The 18,174-nt window shown below is 62.4% G+C and carries 14 protein-coding genes; 5 read left to right on the top strand and 9 right to left on the bottom strand.

Going from position 1 to position 18,174, the window contains the following annotated elements; genetic code table 11:
* Positions 1-96 precede the first annotated feature (96 nt).
* The 4 genes from X728_RS152640 to amrB all read left to right on the top strand — a co-directional run bounded on the left by X728_RS152640 (position 97) and on the right by amrB (position 6,091).
* A complete protein-coding gene (locus X728_RS152640; RefSeq protein WP_245266142.1) occupies positions 97-477 on the top strand; it encodes a hypothetical protein in 381 nt (126 codons plus the stop codon).
* Positions 474-1,187: a hypothetical protein gene (locus tag X728_RS152645; protein WP_023831629.1), complete on the top strand. Its 714-nt coding sequence runs from the start codon at positions 474-476 to the stop codon at positions 1,185-1,187. The genes X728_RS152640 and X728_RS152645 overlap by 4 nt, the downstream gene beginning before the upstream one ends.
* A 12-nt stretch (positions 1,188-1,199) precedes the next feature.
* Complete coding sequence (locus X728_RS152650; RefSeq protein WP_023831628.1) at positions 1,200-4,223, top strand: caspase family protein; 3,024 nt, start codon at positions 1,200-1,202, stop codon at positions 4,221-4,223.
* 149 nt (positions 4,224-4,372) lie between these two features.
* The gene (amrB, locus tag X728_RS152655) at positions 4,373-6,091 is read left to right on the top strand and encodes an AmmeMemoRadiSam system protein B (RefSeq protein WP_023831627.1); all 1,719 of its coding nucleotides are present in this window, start codon (positions 4,373-4,375) and stop codon (positions 6,089-6,091) included.
* A 29-nt stretch (positions 6,092-6,120) separates the two neighbouring features.
* Here amrB and X728_RS152660 read toward each other — a convergent pair whose 3' ends face one another.
* Entirely contained in the window at positions 6,121-7,923 is a 1,803-nt protein-coding gene (locus X728_RS152660; RefSeq protein ID WP_245266141.1) for a hypothetical protein, read from the bottom strand.
* Positions 7,924-8,111: 188 nt separating this feature from the next.
* Positions 8,112-9,191, bottom strand: a complete 1,080-nt coding sequence (locus X728_RS152665; RefSeq protein ID WP_023733608.1) for a serine protease — start codon at positions 9,189-9,191, stop codon at positions 8,112-8,114.
* A gap of 402 nt (positions 9,192-9,593) precedes the next feature.
* Between X728_RS152665 and X728_RS152670 the strand changes: the two genes are divergently transcribed.
* The gene (locus X728_RS152670; protein ID WP_023831625.1) at positions 9,594-10,685 is read left to right on the top strand and encodes a trypsin-like serine protease; all 1,092 of its coding nucleotides are present in this window, start codon (positions 9,594-9,596) and stop codon (positions 10,683-10,685) included.
* A gap of 80 nt (positions 10,686-10,765) precedes the next feature.
* On the opposite strand, the gene mgrA is transcribed toward X728_RS152670, so the two are convergent.
* The 7 genes from mgrA to X728_RS152705 form a co-directional block, all read right to left on the bottom strand.
* Positions 10,766-11,812 carry an L-glyceraldehyde 3-phosphate reductase gene (gene mgrA, locus X728_RS152675; RefSeq protein WP_023831624.1) on the bottom strand — a complete coding sequence of 349 codons (1,047 nt, stop codon included), beginning with the start codon at positions 11,810-11,812 and terminating at the stop codon, positions 10,766-10,768.
* A gap of 57 nt (positions 11,813-11,869) precedes the next feature.
* Entirely contained in the window at positions 11,870-13,012 is a 1,143-nt protein-coding gene (locus X728_RS152680) for a Gfo/Idh/MocA family oxidoreductase (protein WP_023691996.1), read from the bottom strand.
* A gap of 11 nt (positions 13,013-13,023) precedes the next feature.
* On the bottom strand, positions 13,024-13,770 hold the full coding sequence (locus X728_RS152685) for a sugar phosphate isomerase/epimerase (protein ID WP_023831623.1): 747 nt from the start codon (positions 13,768-13,770) through the stop codon (positions 13,024-13,026).
* 118 nt (positions 13,771-13,888) lie between these two features.
* Complete coding sequence (locus tag X728_RS152690; RefSeq protein ID WP_023728557.1) at positions 13,889-14,989, bottom strand: ABC transporter ATP-binding protein; 1,101 nt, start codon at positions 14,987-14,989, stop codon at positions 13,889-13,891.
* A 5-nt stretch (positions 14,990-14,994) separates the two neighbouring features.
* On the bottom strand, positions 14,995-15,930 hold the full coding sequence (locus X728_RS152695; protein ID WP_023669802.1) for a carbohydrate ABC transporter permease: 936 nt from the start codon (positions 15,928-15,930) through the stop codon (positions 14,995-14,997).
* Positions 15,923-16,816, bottom strand: coding sequence for a sugar ABC transporter permease (locus X728_RS152700; protein WP_023683029.1), 894 nt, complete (start codon positions 16,814-16,816; stop codon positions 15,923-15,925). Before X728_RS152700 ends, X728_RS152695 begins: the two co-directional genes overlap by 8 nt.
* 81 nt (positions 16,817-16,897) lie before the next feature.
* On the bottom strand, positions 16,898-18,136 hold the full coding sequence (locus X728_RS152705; protein WP_023683028.1) for an ABC transporter substrate-binding protein: 1,239 nt from the start codon (positions 18,134-18,136) through the stop codon (positions 16,898-16,900).
* Between the last annotated feature and the right edge of the window lie 38 nt (positions 18,137-18,174).

Raw genomic sequence — 18,174 nt, 5'->3', positions numbered from 1 at the left:
CATCGCTTCGCCGGCTCTTGTCGGCGTGATATAGGAACATTCCCGGCTCGCGACACTTCTATGCGCCGCGGCTGAATGCAACAGATGAGGACATCAGTGACTATCCCCGTGCTCTCCTGGCGTGCAGCGACAGCCGGCCTTGCCGGCAGCCTGTTGCTGGTTGCCAGCGCCTCGGCGGACGAGAATTGCGGCTTGTGCGCCAAGCAGATCGTCACCAACTCCGAGCTCGCCACCTGCTTTCTCGACCAGTACGACCAGATCGCCAAGACCGGCAACAGGGCCGTTGTCGTCGATCTCTCCAGCTGCGCCTCGCGCGGCGTGGTCGAGCCCTTGCCGTCACCCAGCAAGGCGGCTGCCGAACCGGACGTGCAGTTCATGATTTCGCGCACGCAGCTCGATTGCCTAAAAAAGAAGCTAGAGACACCCGGCATCGTGCTCGATCCCACCGCCACCATCCAACTGGACAGCTGCGGATGAAAAAGCCGGGGGGCACTGCAACGCAGAAATCGCCGGCCACATTGGCGCCTCCGCCGGCCAAGAAGCCGGCGACCTTGCCCGAAACCACCGAAGGCTTTCCGTGGCCGAGCAGTCACGAGATCAAGAAGGAAGCCAACCCCTTCACCGACCGCGACTGGCGCATGCTGATCTACGCCTGGTCGGGTCTCGCCGTGCGCCTGGCGATCATCTTCACCCTGGCCTTCTCGGTCTTCCAGTTTCTCGCAAACCAGGAACAGAAGCGCGTCGAGCAGACGATGTCGCTGGTCGAGCTTTGGGAAAGCAAGGATTTTCAGCAGGCGCAGCGCGCGCTCAAGGAGCGCCTCTCGTCGCTCAACGCCAAATACGACAATCTGCTCAGCGCCACGCCGTCGCCGACCGAGGAACGGGTCTTCCGGCAACGCATTGGCATTGAGGCGATGACTGCCGGCGGCGGCACCATGCCGATCGCCGATTTCAACGACAATTTTGATCGCATCGTCTATTTCCTCAATCGTCTCTCCATCTGCGTTGAGGGCAAGCTCTGTTCGCGCGATGTCGCCGATGCCTATTTCCGCGACTATGCGGTGTCGTTCTGGAGCTATTTTGCCAGCTACATCGAAAAAGAACGCAAGGCCGGTTCCGCCAATTATGCCCAGGCGATCGAGAATTATGTGCGTCACGGGTCGCCGCCGCCCGCCGACTCCAAATAGCGGCGCAACAAGGTGCCGGGCAGCTCCCATCCCTTGCGTGCTATCCGGTGGCTAATCCTGGTCGGTCTTCTGGCGTTAACGTCAACCGCCGGTGCCGAGGACCTCGATTTCCATCTCGATCTCAACACCGGCGGCCACAGCGCCAGGGTCACCGATCTTGCCTTCACGCCGGACGGCGAGGGACTGGTCTCGGCGTCCGATGACAAGACCATCCGCATCTGGGACTGGCAGAGCGGGGTGACGCTCCGCACCATTCGCGGCTATCTTGGCAATGGCAATGACGGCAAGGTCTTTGCGATTGCCGTGTCGCCGGATGGCAAGACGATCGCCGCCGGCGGTTATTTCGGCGCCGGCATCGGCGACAAGCCCCCTTATGGCGATATCAGGCTGTTCGATTTCGCCACCGGCAAGATCAAAACCGTGCTCAAGGCCGCCGACTATGCCATCTATGATGTCGCCTTTTCACCCGACGGAAACACGCTCGCCGCCGGCGGTGGCGATGGTTTCGTCTACCTCTGGCGGGCGGACGACAAATCCGCGTCGGGCTGGACGCTGGCGGAAAAACTCGATGCCGATTCCTGGCGTGTGGAAAAGCTCGCCTTCGCCGCTGCGGGAACCCGGCTGGTGGCGACGACCACCGACAACGGCATAAGGCTCTGGGACATCGCCAAGTCAGAGGAAATCGCTTTGCCCGCCGAGGCCGAACCGCTGCGCGATGTCGGCGTCGCCGCACTCGCCGTGTCATTGGATGGCAGGCTGTTCGCCACCGGCAGCAAGGACGGCGACGTCCAGCTCTGGCAGGCCAGCACCGGCAAATTCGTCCGCGCCATGCCGAAGCAGGATTTCCAGATCGGCGCTCTGAGCTTCGCCACGGGTTCGCGGCTTGTGGCGTCATGCAGCTATCGCTGCGCCGACAAGCATCGCTCGGCGGTCTGGAATACCGACAGCCGCGAGCAACTGCTCGATTATAACGGCCATGACGGCACGGTCTTTGCTGGCGCCGGCAATGCCGACGGCTCGCTGGTGGCGACAGCCGGCGGCACCCGCAACGCCATCCAGGTCTGGAACCCCATGACCGGCGAGCGCAAGGCGCTGCTGCAAGGGGTCGGTGAACCGGTGACGGCGATCGGGATCGATGCGGCGAGCAGCTCCATCGCTTGGGGCAACACCAACCCCTGCCCTGAACGCGTGTCCTGTCCCGAGCTGCAGGGCACGCTGGACAAGGTACTGGCGCTACCGACGGCCGAGCGGTTCTTCGAGGACCCGGAGGCGCTGGCGGAACAGGGCGCCTATGCCCGCGCGGCACTGACCGACGGTGGGTGGTTGCTTCGCGCCGTCCCCGGCGGCAAGGACGGCCTGGAGAATGCCGTGCTCGAAATCGCGAGCGGCGGAAAGGTGATGCACAGCATCGAGAATTCCGCCACCAATGGCTTCGTCCATTCGGCTTACACGCTGATCGGCAATGGGCTTGGCCTGATCACCGGCGGCAGCGACGGCACGCTGTTGGAATACAAAACCGCGACCGCCGAGGTATCGAGTGAATTCACCGGCCACACCGGCGAGATCAACGCCATGGTTGCCGTCGAGAAGGAAGGGCTGTTGGTCACCGGCAGCGCCGACCAGACCGTGCGGCTGTGGAATTTGAAGAGCCACAAACTGATCGTGTCGATGTTCTTCGCCGACTCCGAATGGATCGCCTGGATGCCGCAGGGCTACTATTATTCCTCCGCCGATGGCGACAAGTTGATCGGCTGGCACGTCAATCAGGGCCGCGACCACGAAGGGCGTTTCATCAGCGCCGGCCAGCTGAAGAAATATCTCTGGAGCCCGGAAATGGTGCGCCGGGCCATCATCCTGCGCAGCGCCGAACAGGCGGTCCAGGAAATGCGCCCCGGCGTCGACCGCGAACTGGAAAAGCTGCTTGAACGCAAGCCGCCGGAATTCGGCATCAAGCTTGCCGCCGACCAGAGCAGTGTCCGCGAAGGCTATGTCGCCGTCGAAATATCAGGCGTGCAGGAAGCAGGCGCCGACGTCGCCGGGTTTTCGATCCTGTCGAACAGCCGCAATGTCGGCAATGTCACGGCGCGCTCGGCCGATGGCGGCAAGAGCACCATCGTCGAAGTGCCGGTCGAGAATGGCGAGAACACCATCCGCATCACCGGCACGAATGAGTTCGGCTATTTGACCGAGCGCAGCGTAACGGCACTTGGCCAAAAACCCGAGAAGCAGGCCAACAAGGGCAAGCTCTACGTCGCCGTGATCGGCGTCGACAAATATCCCTTCCTCACCGACGCATGCGCCGGCCACGCCTGCGATCTGCGCTATCCCGTCGACGACGCTACCGAATTCCTCAAGGTGATCTCGCAGAAATCCGCGCCCTTGTTTTCGGCGATGGAGACGCTGGTTCTGGTCAACCGCGAAGCGCTGGATGAGGCGCCCGATTCCGGCAAGGACGTGTTCAAGGTCGCCAGCGCCGACACCATCCTGGAACCGGATTCCGACACCATCGACGACCAGCTCGCCGACTTCCTCGACAGACCCGGCGAGAACGACACCACCATCATTTTCGTCGCCGGTCACGGCATCAACATCGACGAAGACTATTATTTCATCCCCACGGACGGCCGCAAACAGGATGCCGACCGCTGGAAGCGCTCCTCGCTGGTCGACTGGGGCGACATCCAGAAATCGGTTGAGCGGGCCAAGGGCATGCGCTTCATGCTGCTCGACACCTGCCACGCCGCCAACGCCTTCAACCCGCGCCTGGAAAAAGACGCGCAGGACGCACGCATCGTCGTCTTCTCGGCCACCGCTGCCAACAACACCGCCGCCGAAATGCCCGAGCTCGGCCATGGCGTCTTCACCTATTCGATCCTCGAAGGCCTGCGCGGCCGGGCCAAGACCTCCGACGGCGGCGTGACGCTGTTCGGCCTCGCCGACTATATTTCGCGCGAAGTGCTGCGGCTGACCGCGTCCAAGCAGAAGCCGTTCTACTATGTCGGCGGCGTGGAGAACATTGTGCTGGCTGAGCCGTGAGAGGTCGGCACCCAGGCACCCACCTCTGGCCTGCCGGCCATCTCCCCCGCAAGGGGGGAGATCAGCCTCTTCATTGCTGGAGATCTATTTTCAAGGTTGATGATTGGCGAAAGTCGAGGCGACATCCAATCTCCCCCCTTGCGGGGGAGATGTCCGGCAGGACAGCGGGGGGTGCCTGGGCACGGACCAGCATTCTGGTCTTTGCCACCGCCTTGCTTATCCTCTCAGTGCTTCAAGCGTCTGCCGCCCCCATCACCTGCCCGCCCGGCGACACAAACTTCCCGTCCTTCTACTCCGACCCCACACCCTTCACCGACGCCATCGCCGCCGTCGCCAGAATCGAGCCGTCCAACCAACGCCTCACCGGCATCACAGTCCCCCACCACCTGCTCGTCGCAGATCTCGTCGCACTCGGTTTCCACGCCGCGTCCGGCTTCCGCTACAAGCGCATCGTCATCCTGTCGCCGGACCATTTCCACGAGACGCAGAAACTCTTCGCTACGACGCCGCGCGGTTTTGAAACAGTGCTCGGTCCAGTCCAGGCCGACACGGAAGCCGTGCACCTTCTGGAAGCGAACAGCGACATGGTCGAAGACTCCTGCCTGTTCGCCAGGGAGCATGGCGTGCAGGCGATGCTGCCTTTCCTGCATCACTATTTCCCCGAAGCTGAAATCGTGCCGGTGGCGATGTCGGTCAAAGCCAAGCGAGCCGACTGGGACCGGCTGGCGCAGGCGCTGAAAGCGATGGTCGACAAGGACACGCTGATCGTCGAATCCACCGATTTCTCCCACTATCTGCCGCAGCACGAAGCCAGGCGTTTCGACCAGCAGACGCTGAACATGCTCGCCGCCGGTTCGCTCGACGGCATCGCGGCGCTGCGCCAGCCGGATCACGCCGATTCGGTCGGTGCGCTCTATATCCAGACCAGGCTGCAGCGCGAACTGTTCGGTGCTGCGCCGCTGGTCGTCGCCAACGAGAACTCGCAGGCGCATTCAAGCCACTATGTCGAGCGCACCACCAGCTATGTCGTGGCGCTGTTCGGCGCCTTCGGCCCCGGCTTCAACAATCCTGCCCGTCCCGACGACAAGCTCTATTATTTCGCGGGCGACGTGAATTTCGGCCGCGCCATGAAGAAGATCCTGGTCCGCGACGGTGTTGCCGAGAAGATCGTCGAAAGCGTGCTGGCCCTGACCCGCTCGCGGCCGCTGATCGTCAATCTCGAAGGCGTGATCCTGCCCAACGTCCCTGAAGCGATCGACGACATGACGCTGGCCATGCCCGCAGACCTCGCCATCGACATGCTCAAGAAATTGCATGTCGCCGCTGTCAGCCTCGCCAACAATCACGCCTACGACCTCGGCCCGTCAGGCTATGCCGAGACGCTGGCCGCACTCGATGCGGCCGGCATCGCCCATTTCGGGCAGGGCGAGACGCTGGCGCTTGCCGATCTCGACCTGGTCGGGCTGACCGACATCGATACCAACGGCTCCAGGAACACCGACCTTCTGACGCCTGCTTTGCTCGACCGGCTGCTGCACGACAATGCCGAGCGGCCGGTGATTGCCTTCGTCCATTGGGGCCGCGAGTACAAGACGGAGCCGTCGCCGCGCGAGGAGATGCTTGCCGACCAGATGCGGCTGCGCGGTGTCACGGCAATCGTCGGCGGTCATCCGCATGTATCGAGCGAGGCGATCCTGCCGCTCGGCGGCGGCGATGTTGCGGAGATCTATTCGCTCGGCAATTTCCTGTTCGACCAGAAAGCCGAACGATCGTCCGGGACGATGCTGGAACTCAGGGTGTTCAGCCAGGGCACGATCTTTGCCCGGCTGATCCCGCTGCCCAATTTTTTCGAGATGGGCTCGAAATGACGCGATTCCCGAAAGGACGTGACAGGACCTCAACAGCCTTGCAGATCTTCCGGCAGATAGCAGACCGCCGGCTTGGTGCTGGTTTCGAACAGCGACTGCTTCGGCCTGAAATAGAAGAACGTGGCCGGCTTGCTCTCGCGTGTGCTGCCATCGGCGAAATGGGCGGCGATGCTGAAGCGATGGATCGACGACATTGACGACCACATTTTCAGCCGTGCCGTGTAGGCGCTGAGATTCTTGTTGCCGCGCACCGGCATGGGGATGCTGTAATCGGTCTTGCCGATCGGAAATTCGATGTTCTGGTAGCGCAGCGCTTCGGGCGACGCGCCGCCGCCATCGCCGCATTCGGCGAGCGATTCTGGGACCTCGATGCTGACCAGCGAGACGATGACGCGAAACGGCTCGCTCTGCTGGTAGACAGCGCCCTGATCGTCCGCCCAGGAATAATCGAGCTTGCCAATCCCGGTCACGCTCATTTTCTCGACGCTGCCGCTGACGTAATCGGCAACGTCGCCGAACTTGACCTTGTTGGCCACCTGGGCGCGGCAGACATCCAGGCTGTCCCTTGACGGGCAGGTGAAGCGCTCGGTCTCGAGCGTGGTTGTGTCGACGCCGGCTTCAGTCAGCACGTCCTTGATCGAGACGTCGACGCCATCGCCGAAAGTGCCGATGTCCTTCGTGAACATGCGGCTCGGCTCGCCGGTCGCGTTGTCCTCCTCGTCGGTCCTGGTGAACTGGATCGACATCTTCATGTCTTTCACGTCGCCCCAGCCATTGTTGACGATCGAGAAGTCGGGGCGGAAGCCGACGCAGCCATAGTGCTCGCTGATCGACAGCATCGGCTTGCGGTAGGCCTCGCTCGCGGCCACCTTCATTTCCAGGCTGTCGATCTTGACCCTCGACCGGTCGGTGGTCTTGAGGTCGACTTCGGCGAAGGCCGGCGCCGTCTCCCAGTCCATGCCTTCATAGACATTGCCGGTACGAATCTCTCCGGTGCCGTTCCAGGCATCGTTGTACTGGTCCGACACCGGATAGATCGCGATGTCTTCGTCGCGCACCAGATGCTGGTACTGCATGTCGGCCTGCTGCGTCATGCGCTGGTCGACGGCAATGCCGATCTCGACCTTGTCGGCGGAACCGCCGCCGGTCTGCGCCTTGAGCAACCCGCCCACTCTGGCATCGGCCAGCACGTCGGGGCGCGCACCGCCGATCTCCTTGCCCATCGCCCATTGCGACCAGTAGACGGTGCCGCCGGACAGCCGGGTGCGGCCCTTGCCGTCCTTCAGCCCATCGGCAAAAGAGCCGACGAATATCTCGCCTGTCTTCGTCTCCAGCCTGCCCTCGCCATTCGGCACACCGGCCCTGAATTGCCCTTCATAGCGATTGCCGTCGGCATCGACATGGATCGCATGGCCGTAGAGCTGGCCGGCGACCCAACGGCCGTCGAGAATCTCGCCTGAACGCAGCTCCAGCCGGCCTTGTCCTTCAGGGCGGCCATTCCTGATCTCGCCGAAATAGCTGGAATAGATCGTCTTGGGGTCATAGCTCGCCGAGCCGCGTACGCGCCAGACCAGCCTGCCCTTGCCGTTGACGGTGCCGTCGGCTGCGACGGTGCGGTCCGGCGACACGCCGGCTGCCGGCTCCCAGGTGAAATCAAGACCCAATTCCGGGTGGGAATCCCAGACCCGTACATTCTTGCGCAGCACCGAACGTGTTTCGCTTTTATAGAGGATTTGCACCCGCTCGGCCCAGGCGCCATCGGGTGTGGCACCGCCTTGATCGGCCATAGCGGAAAAGCATGTCAGTGCGGCCAGCATGGATGCAGCCGCCATCGCTTTGACTCCGAAGATCATTCTTGCCCGCGCCATCTTACCCAACCCCTTGGATCGCCTAGCGTAAGCACCGCTGTAACACAGTGCAAGAGAGGTGTTCCGATACAAAAACACCGGCGGCAGGAACGTCCCGCCGCCGGTTTGCTAATGCTGTTTCTCGCCGCTGTTTGCCGGCGAAAGATCGGGCCTTATTTGTACAGGCTGTTGATCCACGCCACGTTGGCAGCGTTCAGGCGCACCGCTGTGTTGGCGTTGGGGCTTTCGGCCACGTTCACGCCGGTGACGACGCGCTGCTTGGCGCCATTGTCATAGGCGTAGACCGAGCTGCCGCTCGACCCCGGATAGGTGTCGCAGTCGTACTGGAAATACTCCGCGCCGATGTTTTCGGCTTTCACTTCGCAGGTCGCCTTCCACATCGTACCCATCGGCTTGTCGCCGGGGTAGCCAACGATGTTGGCGGTGAAATCGCCGAGGTTCTCATAGTTGGCATAACCCAGCCAGCCGAGATTGGTGCCGACATCCTGCTTCAGCGTGATGATGCCGAGGTCCCACGGAATGACCGAGCCGTAGTAACCCTGATAATTGTCGATGAAGCCCTGCAGGATGTAGACGCTCTCATAGCTGAAAGCGCCAAACGGTGCATCGTCGGCGGTGTTGCCGTTGAGCGACGGCACGAAGATGACGTCGTCGAGCCAAGCCTTATCTTCATTGCTGTAGAGGCAATGCGCGGCGGTGAGCACCGTGCGCGGACCGATCAGGGTTCCCGAGCAGCTGCCATAACCGCTCTTGGCTTTGCCTTCGATATACCCGATCGCGGTGAACGGGTAGGTCTTGGTGTTCTTGATCTGCTCGCGATCGTCGGCCCCGAACACCTGGCGGCCGGCTTCGTCGCCGCCCGTCAATCCGGTCTTGTCGGCGTTCGGTGTGTTGGCGGGCGCGTTCAATTCCTTGATGACAAGGTCCTTCAGCGTCTCGCCTGCATCGATCTTGATGTCCTTGCCATCGGCGGAACGTCCGACGATGCCATAGGATTTGACCGCCGTGCCCTCGTCGGTCAGCGGCGCTGCCCGGCTGGCTTCATCTTCGGTCAGTTTCGGCGGCGCGATCGGCTTTGCACGGCCGGGCTGGTAGTCGCCCGTTCCGAGATCGCGCATGCTTTCGCCATTGCCGGCATTCGCTGAGCCGGGATCGGCGGCGAAGGCAGGCATCGTCCACAGTGCGGTGGATAGCAGTGCGGACGCAATGATAGTGCTTGTCAGTTTCGTCATGGTGAGACTCTCCCAAAGGTCAGCAAGGAGTGGAGCAAAATACAGAAATATTGTCGAGATCGTGGTGGAGTTAAAAAATTAGTTTGGTTACCCGCCCGTATCGGATCATCGGTCCGGGCGGCCTCGTTAAAGCCCTCCGCCAAACGCACCCGCGTCGATATACTGCCTAAAATAATCCAACATTGGCAATGACAAATCGCTTCCACGTAGGCCGTGGGGGGCTATAGGGTTTGGGTGGGCTCTGCCCGATGGGGCACGATTAGCAAAAGTGGTATTTCGGTTTTATGACCGCGCGGATGTCGTTCGTTCTGGCAGAAGGCGATCGAGGTACCGCTACCGCTTCTGTTGGTTATGCGTCAGTGCGGCATGGCTCGGCATTTTTCATCTCAGGAGGGTTTCAAGGTGAACATTATCCATCGGTTCAGGCCGCTTGCCGCTGCATCGCTGCTGGGCATCGCGGCCGCTTTCCCCGCCGTCAACGCGCTCTATGCAGCCGACGACGCCGCCAGGCCGGAAGCGGCGGTCTCGCCGATGCAGCGCGTCGCCGAATCCCGGGACAAGGCCAAGGCCGAGAATCCCGACGGGGCCGACCGCGTCTATGGCGGCAAGGAAGCCGACAAAGGGGCCTATCCGTTCCAGGTGGCGCTGCTGACCAGCGCCCGGCTGGACCCCAGCCCGGCCTCGCAGCCGAACGCGCAATTCTGCGGCGGCAGCCTGATTGCTCCGCAATGGGTGCTGACGGCGGCGCACTGCCTCAACGACAAGGGCCGGCCGATTTCGCCCGACACGGTGACCGTGCTGACCGGCGCCACCGATCTTACCGAAGGCAAGCGCTACAAGGTGGTCGAGGTCATCGTCAACGAGGGCTACAGCGAACAGACGCTGGACAATGATCTCGGCCTGCTCCGGCTGGCGGAGCCCGCCGATGCGCCGGTCATCAAGATCACCAATGAGCCGACGCCAGACAGCGGCAAGACCACGGTCATCGGCTGGGGCAAGATGCAGGACGGCACCTTCCCGACCGCGCTGATGGTGGCCGATCTCGATCTCGAGCCGAGCGCTGCCTGCAACAGCGGCATCAAGTCGATCTATGCGCATGACCTGAAGGCGGCACTTGGCGATCTCTCGCATCGGATGCGTTATTCGGAAAAGGGCATCGATGCCGCCGCCAATGCGATCGCCGCCGATATGTCGGATCCGCTGACCAAGAACATGATCTGCGCCGGCACCGACAGCGGCGAACGCGACGCCTGCAACGGCGACAGCGGCGGTCCGCTGTTCATGACCGGCGCCAACGGTCCGGTCCAGGTCGGCGTCGTCTCCTGGGGCGAAGGTCCGTCCGACGGCACCGCCGCTTGCGGCCACAAGAATGCCTATGGCATCTACACGCGATTGGCCAACTATACGGGTTGGATCGAAGCCAAGATGAAGACCCCGGCTCCGGCAGCCGCGGCGGCGCCCAGGGCCGGTCTCGGCACGGCCAAGAAGCCCTGAACGGGCCCGAAGCTTGATAAACGCAAAACGGCGGGATCTTTCCCGCCGTTTTAATTCATGTCCGGTGCCGGCTGTTCCGCTTACTTCCGCGGCGGGCCTTTGCGCTCGGCCGACGCCGCCCACAGATTGATGTCGGACTCGCGTGCGTAAGTGTCGATTTCGGCGAGCTCGGCATCGCTGAACTCGAGCACCTTGAGCGCGCCGACGCAGTCCTCGACCTGTTCGGGCCGGCTGGCGCCGATCAGCGCCGAGGTGACCCGGCCCTTGCGCAGCACCCAGGCTAGCGCCATCTGCGCCAGCGTCTGGCCACGCTTGCCGGCGATCGCGTTCAGCGCCTGGATGTTAGCGATGGTCTTTTCGTTGATGAAGGCGGGCCGCAGCGACTTGCCTTGGCTGGCGCGGCTACCCTCGGGGATGCCGCCGAGATATTTGTCGGTCAGCATGCCTTGCGCCAGCGGCGAGAACACGATCGATCCGACACCGAGCCCTTCCAGCGTATCGAGCAGTCCGTCCTCTTCGACCCAGCGGTTGAGCATCGAATAGCTCGGCTGATGGATGATGCAGGGCGTACCGAGCTGCTTCAATATGTCGGCGGCCTCGCGCGTGCGCTGCGAATTGTAGGACGAGATGCCGGCATAGAGCGCCTTGCCAGAACGCACCGCATGGTCGAGCGCGCCCATCGTTTCCTCAAGCGGCGTATCCGGATCGAAGCGGTGCGAATAGAAGATGTCGATATAGTCGAGCCCCATCCGCTTCAGGCTCTGGTCGAGGCTCGCCAGCACATATTTGCGGCTGCCCCATTCGCCGTAAGGCCCTGCCCACATCTCATAGCCGGCCTTGGTCGAGATGATCAGCTCGTCGCGATAACTGGCGAAGTCGGTGCGCAATATCTCGCCGAAGGCGATCTCGGCCGAGCCCGGCGGCGGGCCGTAATTGTTGGCAAGATCGAAATGGGTGATGCCGATATCGAAGGCCTTGCGCGCGATCGCCTGCTTGGTCTTGTGTGGCGTGTCGTTGCCGAAATTGTGCCACAGGCCGAGCGAGATCGCCGGCAGTTTCAGGCCGGATCGCCCGCACCTGTTGTAGAGCATTTTCTCATAGCGGTTTTCAGCCGGCTGCCAGCGCATGGGTACAGATCCTGGATTGTATGGATGTCGGCGCGAGCGCGCCGACACCCTTCTACCTCATTTCTGCTTCGCCAACAGTCCTTTTGCGTCCTTGACGCCGAGCGCGGCCGGCCGCTCGCAGCTGGTCTGCATAGCGACGAACTTGCCGGTCTCGCCCGACCGCAACAGGCCGGTCATGACGTCGACGGCATGCAGCGCGAGCTCCATCGAGCAACGATGCGGCCGGCCCTCGGCGATCGCCAGCGCCATGTCGGCAAGGCCTGCGGTGCGGTAGTTGGCCATCATGCCTTGGCCGTGCATTTCGTTGGGCACGCCGAACGGATGCTGCCATTTCGGCAGTTTCTTCACCGGTTTTGCCGCCTTGGTTATGCGCACGTCGCCACCGAAGAAATTCGGATCCGGCACGAACACCGTGCCCGTTTCGCCATAGAGTTCCATCGGCGCATGACCATGCGCCCAGACGTCCCAGCTGGTGTTAAGCGTGATCACGGCGCCGTTCTCGAACTCCAGCAGCCCGTGGATCGTCGTCGGCGTGTTGACCGGGATTTTCTCGCCCGCGCGCGGTTTTGATGAGATCGTGCGTTCCTTGGCAGGCGTCGTCGCGAAGGCCGCCACCTGCTTCACCGGCCCGATCAGCTGGATCAGGTTGGTGATGTAGTAAGGCCCGATGTCGAGCACCGGCCCGGCGCCCGGCTGGAAGAAGAAATCGGGATTGGGGTGCCAGTGCTCCATGCCGTGGCCCATCACATGACAGGTGCCGCTGGTGATCTTGCCGAGCGCGCCGGTGTCGACGAGGTTGCGCACCAGCTGGTGCGCGCCGCCGAGGAAAGTGTCCGGAGCCGAACCGATGCGCAGCCCTTTCTTCTCGGCCCGGCTCTTGAGGTCGAGGCCTTCCTTGACCGACAGCACGAACGGCTTTTCCGAATAGACGTGCTTGCCGGCATCGAGGATCTGCTTCGACACCCCGTAGTGCACCGCCGGGATGGTGAGGTTGACGATGATGTCGATCTCGTCATCCTTGAGCAGTTCTTCGACGGTCTCGGCGCGCAGCTTGAACTCCTTCGCCCGTGCCTTGGCCGCGTCCATGTTGATGTCGGCGCAGGCGCGCATCTCGATGCCGCGAAACAGAGGCGCCAGCGAGAAATACGCTTTCGAGATGTTGCCGCAGCCGATGACGCCGATACCCAGTTTCTTTGCCATGATGATTGTTCCTAGTAAGCCTTGACGGATGCGAGCGAGCGGCTGGCGAAGCGCTCGATGTCGTTGGGGTTGTCCTGTTCCATGACGTAATATTTGGCCGCGCTCTTCGCCCGAAGTGTCTTGATCAGGCCGGCCCAGTCGATGGTGCCGTGGCCGACATCCGCCCAGCCGTCCTCGTCAAGGCCTTCGCCTGACTTGGCCATGTCCTTGACATGGACGGCGCTGATGCGCTTGCCGTGCTTTTCGATCCACGGCAGCGGATCAACGCCGCCGCGGATTACCCAGGCGACGTCCATCTCCCAGCCGATGTCGGGCGCAGCCGACAGGATGTGATCCTGCGGCACCGAGCCGTCGGCGAGTGTCTTGAACTCGAAATCATGGTTGTGCCAGGCAAAGCCGTAGCCGGCTTTTTTTGCGGTCTCGCCGACCTTGGCCAGACGCTCGCCAAAGCCGCGCCAGCCGGCAGCGTCGGCCGGCCGCTGCTCGGCCAGCAGATAGGGACAGATGACCAGCGTGATGCCGAGTGCGTCGGCTGTTTTGCGTACGCCGTCGAAATCATTCTCCAGCGCATCGATCGAGAAATGTCCGGTCGGCATCGAAAGCCCGTTCTTGTCGAGTTCGGCGCGGAACGCCGTGGGGTCGTCATAGACGCCGCCGAAACCTTCGACTTCCTTGTAGCCGAGCTTGCCGAGCATTTTCAGGATGCCGTCCCACGGCTGGAAATTGCGGGCGCTGTAGAGTTGGAATGACCAGTTCATCGTCTCTGTCCGTTTCTTGGGTGGTTAAGGCTTGGGGATGTTTTCGGGGGATCGTTTTCGCGAGATCGTTTTAGGGGGATCGTTCTTGGGAGGATGGTTTGCGGATGATTCTAGAGGGTCACAGGCGATTGCCGGTCGCAGCGTCGAACAGCGAGGCGCGCGCCGGATCGAAACCGAACTGGATCGGATCGCCGCTGCGCAGCGTCCGTTCCGCCTCGACGCGGAAGGAGAGGTTGCGGCCGGCAAGCTTCGTCCACACCAGCGTGTCGGAACCCATCGGCTCCACGATCTCGACCGAACCGCCGGCGGAAAACGGCATCGACTTCGCCGCGTCACCGAAAGCGATATGTTCAGGCCGGATGCCCAGCACGCAAGCGCCGGCCGGGCGCTCCGTGCCGTCAAAGGTATAGCGATCGAGCGGCACCGAAACACCGTCGGTCCTGAACACTGGAGCAGCACTGGCCTCCAGCTCCCCTTCGAGGAAATTCATCGCCGGCGAGCCGAGGAAGCCGGCGACAAACCGGTTGACCGGCCGGTTATAGATCGTCTGCGGCGCGTCAAGCTGCTGGATGACGCCGCCGCGCATGACCGCGATACGGTCGGCCAGCGTCATCGCCTCGATCTGGTCGTGGGTGACGTAGATCATGGTGTTCTGCAGCTTGCGATGCAGAAGCTTGATTTCGACGCGCAGTTCCGAGCGCAGCTTGGCGTCGAGATTGGATAGTGGCTCGTCGAACAGGAAGACGTCGACGTCGCGCACCAGAGCCCGCCCGATCGCCACGCGCTGGCGTTGGCCGCCTGACAAGGCCGCGGGCTTGCGCTGCAAAAGCGGCTCGATCTGCAGGATCTCGGCGGCGCGGGCGATGCGCTTGGCGATCTCGTCCCTAGGCACGCCGGCAACGCGCAGGCCGAACGACAGGTTCTTCTCCACCGTCATTTGCGGATAGAGCGCATAGGACTGGAACACCATGCCGATGCCGCGATCCTTGGGCTCTTCCCAGGTGACGTTCTTGCCCTTGATGAAGATGCGGCCTTCGGAAATATCGAGCAGCCCGGCGATGCAGTTGAGCAAGGTCGACTTGCCGCAGCCCGAGGGACCGAGCAGCACGATGAACTCGCCCTCTGCGACCTCGAGATTGAGGGTCTGCAGCACCGATACAGAGCCGAAATTCAGGGACAGATCCTGGATCGAAACGCTGGTGCCGTTGGCTGCCGTCATCGCCATCACCCTTTCACCGCACCGGCGGCGATGCCGCGCACGAAAAGCTTGCCGGAAATGAAGTAGACGATGAGTGGCACAAGGCCGGTCAGGATGGTGGCGGCCATGTTGACGTTGTACTCCTTCACGCCTTGCACCGAATTGACGATGTTGTTGAGCTGCACCGTCATCGGATAGGTGTCGGGGCGGGTGTAGACGACGCCGAACAGGAAGTCGTTCCAGATGCCGGTCACCTGCAGGATGATGGCGACGACGAAGATCGGCAGCGACATCGGCGCCATGATCCGCAGGAAGATGCCCCAGAAGCCGGCGCCGTCGACCCGTGCCGCCCTGAACAGCTCTTCCGGCATCGAGGCAAAATAGTTGCGGAACAAAAGCGTGAGGATCGGCATGCCGAAGATGGAATGGACGATCACCAGGCCGCTGAGGCTGCCGTAGAGGCCGATCTCGCGCAGGATGATGACGATCGGATAGATCATCACCTGATAGGGGATGAAGGCGCCGACGATCAGGATGACGAAGAATGTGTCGGCGCCCTTGAAGCGCCAGTTGGCGAGCGCATAGCCGTTCACCGAGGCGATCGCGATCGACAGCAGCACTGACGGCACCGTGATGCGCACCGAATTCCAGAAGCCGCGCGAAAGCCCGTCGCAATTGAGGCCGGTGCAGGCCGTCGCCCACGCCTTCACCCACGGTTCGAACGTGATTTCGAGCGGCGGCGAGAAGATATTGCCCATCCGTATCTCGGGCATGCCCTTGAGCGACGTGACCACCATCACATAGAGCGGCAGCAGATAGTAGACTGCCACCACGATCAGCGTGCCATAGAGGAAGATGTTGCGGCGCGAGAAGACATGCCGCGGCTTCGGCCCGCGCGGCCCCGAGGCTTCGCGCTCGGCGGCACCCGCGCTGGCGGGCAAAGGGACGGCCGGGTCAGCCACGCTTCCTGCCTCCGAATTCAAGGTAGGCCCACGGCACGACGACGATCACCACCGAGAGCAGCATCATGGTCGAGGCGGCGAAGCCCTGGCCAAGATTCTGTGCGAAGAACATGTAGTCATAGACATATTTGGCAGGCACTTCGGAGGCGATTCCGGGGCCGCCGCTGGTCTGGGCGACAACGAGGTCGTAGACCTTGACGATGCCCGACGCGATGATGACCAGCGTGGTGATGAAAACCGGCCGCATCATCGGGATGACGATGAACAGATAGGTCTTCCACATCGGGATCCCGTCTACCCGCGCTGCCTTCCAGATGTCCTCGTCGATGCCGCGCAGGCCGGCCAGCATCAGGCACATGATGAGCCCGGTGCCTTGCCACAGCGCCGCAATCGAAATGCCGTAGATGACGATGCTGGAATTGTAGAGCGGGTCGAAGTTGAAGCTCGTCCAGCCGAGGTCCCGCACCACATGCTGGATGCCGAAATCCGGATTGAGCAGCCACTGCCAGACCAGGCCGGTGACGATGAAGGAAAGCGCGAACGGATAGAGGAAGATGGTGCGGAACGTGTCCTCGAAACGGATCTTCTGGTCGAGAAGCGCTGCAAGCAGGAAGCCGATGACCAGTGAGAACACCAGCGAGATCGCGCCGTAGATCAAAAGGTTCTCGATCGAGATCAGCCAGCGCGGCGTCGCCCACAGCCGGTAATACTGGTCGAGCCCGGCGAAATTCAGCCGTGGCAGCAGCTTCGAATTGGTAAAGGAATAGAACACCGTCCAGACGGTGCCGCCGACGAAAACCACCGACGCGGTGAGGATCATCGGGATCGAGGCGACCTTCGCATTGATGTTGCGGAACAGCGGGTTGGGGCGTTCGCTCTTGCTCATCTCGTCAGCCGGCTGGGTAAGGGCGGTGCGATCCCGGCCCTGCTTTCGCAAGGCCGGGAGCGAGGTGTATTGCCTCCAACGTCAGTCTGCCGAAGCGATGAGGTCGGCGAAGCGCTTCTGCGCGTCTTCGATGGTCAGGTCCGGCTTGGCGAAGAATTCGGCGAAGAGATCTTCCTTCTGCTTCTGGGTATCCTGCGAAAGCAGTTGGTCCGTCCACGGGATGACGGCGCCCTTGGCGAGGATGGCCAGACCCTTCTTCATGCAGTCGTTCGCCGCATTGAGATCGACGTCACCGCGCACCGGCAGCGAGCCCTTCTTGAGATTGAAGGCGACCTGAGTCTTAGGGTCGAGCAGCGTCTCTGCCAACACCTCCTGCGCCTTGGACTTGTCGGCATCCTTGAGCAGCGGGAAATAGAAGGCGTCGCCGCCGGTGGCGATAACTTCGTTCAGACCGAGGCCCGGCAGGCAGGCATAGTCCTTGCCGGCGACCTTGCCGGCAACCTGGAACTCGCCTTGCGCCCAGTCACCCATGATCTGGCCGCCGGCCTTGCCGGTGATGACCAGATTGGTCGCTTGGTTCCAGTCCTGCACATTGGTGTTCTTCGCCATCTTGCGGGCATCGTCGGCGGCCTTGAAGACCTTGGCGATCTCGGGCCCAGCGGCGAACTTGGCGTCCTTGTCCTTGTAGACCTTGAGGAATGCATCGGTGCCGCCGACCGCCGCCAGCAGCACATCGAAGGCGCCGGAAGATTGCCAGGCCTGTCCGCCGACAGCGAGCGGGATGATGCCCGCCTTTTCCAGGGCGGGCGCTGCCGCCACGAATTCATTCCAGTCCTTCGGCAGCGGCACGCCGGCCTTCTCGAAGGCTTCGTTCGACAGCCACAACCACTGCCAGGAGTGGATATTGACCGGCACGCAGTAGATCTTGCCGTCGATGGTGCAGCTGTCGAGCAGGCTCTTCGGCCGCACGATTTCCGTCCACTTGCCCTTGGTGGCGACATCGGTGAGGTCGCGCATCAGGCCGGCCTGCACCAGTTCTTCGGCCTGCCGGCCGTGATTGAACTGGGTGGCGCCCATCGGATCGCCGCCGGTGATGCGGCTGATCATGATCGGCCGTGCCGTGCCGCCGGATCCGGCAATGGCGCCATCGACCCAGTGATTGCCGGTGGCGTCGAAGGCCTTGGCGAATTCCGCAACCGCCGCTGCCTCGCCGCCCGACGTCCACCAATGGGTGACTTCCAGGTCGGTGGCGGCCGCCGGGCCGGCAAGCTGAAGCGCGGCCGTCGCGGCAAGGGCAGCGGTCAAAAGTCTATAGCGCATTTCGGTTCCTCCCAGAATCTGAAACGTTACAGATTTTC

It is taken from the genome of Mesorhizobium sp. L103C119B0, from assembly GCF_000502235.1.
Taxonomy (GTDB): Bacteria; Pseudomonadota; Alphaproteobacteria; order Rhizobiales; family Rhizobiaceae; genus Mesorhizobium.
The sequence above is the reverse complement of the archived record's forward strand: the minus strand, read 5'-3'. Positions and strand labels throughout refer to the sequence as shown.

Bases quoted from the DNA above. Each gene is read 5' to 3' on its own strand.
- X728_RS152700 (WP_023683029.1), bottom strand. From the start codon at position 16,816: ATGAGCAAGAGCGAACGCCCCAACCCGCTGTTCCGCAACATCAATGCG.
- mgrA (WP_023831624.1), bottom strand. From the start codon at position 11,812: ATGCGCTGGCAGCCGGCTGAAAACCGCTATGAGAAAATGCTCTACAAC.
- X728_RS152665 (WP_023733608.1), bottom strand. From the start codon at position 9,191: ATGACGAAACTGACAAGCACTATCATTGCGTCCGCACTGCTATCCACC.
- X728_RS152660 (WP_245266141.1), bottom strand. From the start codon at position 7,923: ATGGCGGCTGCATCCATGCTGGCCGCACTGACATGCTTTTCCGCTATG.
- X728_RS152685 (WP_023831623.1), bottom strand. From the start codon at position 13,770: ATGAACTGGTCATTCCAACTCTACAGCGCCCGCAATTTCCAGCCGTGG.
- X728_RS152645 (WP_023831629.1), top strand. From the start codon at position 474: ATGAAAAAGCCGGGGGGCACTGCAACGCAGAAATCGCCGGCCACATTG.
- X728_RS152705 (WP_023683028.1), bottom strand. From the start codon at position 18,136: ATGCGCTATAGACTTTTGACCGCTGCCCTTGCCGCGACGGCCGCGCTT.
- X728_RS152690 (WP_023728557.1), bottom strand. From the start codon at position 14,989: ATGACGGCAGCCAACGGCACCAGCGTTTCGATCCAGGATCTGTCCCTG.
- amrB (WP_023831627.1), top strand. From the start codon at position 4,373: ATGTCCGGCAGGACAGCGGGGGGTGCCTGGGCACGGACCAGCATTCTG.
- X728_RS152680 (WP_023691996.1), bottom strand. From the start codon at position 13,012: ATGGCAAAGAAACTGGGTATCGGCGTCATCGGCTGCGGCAACATCTCG.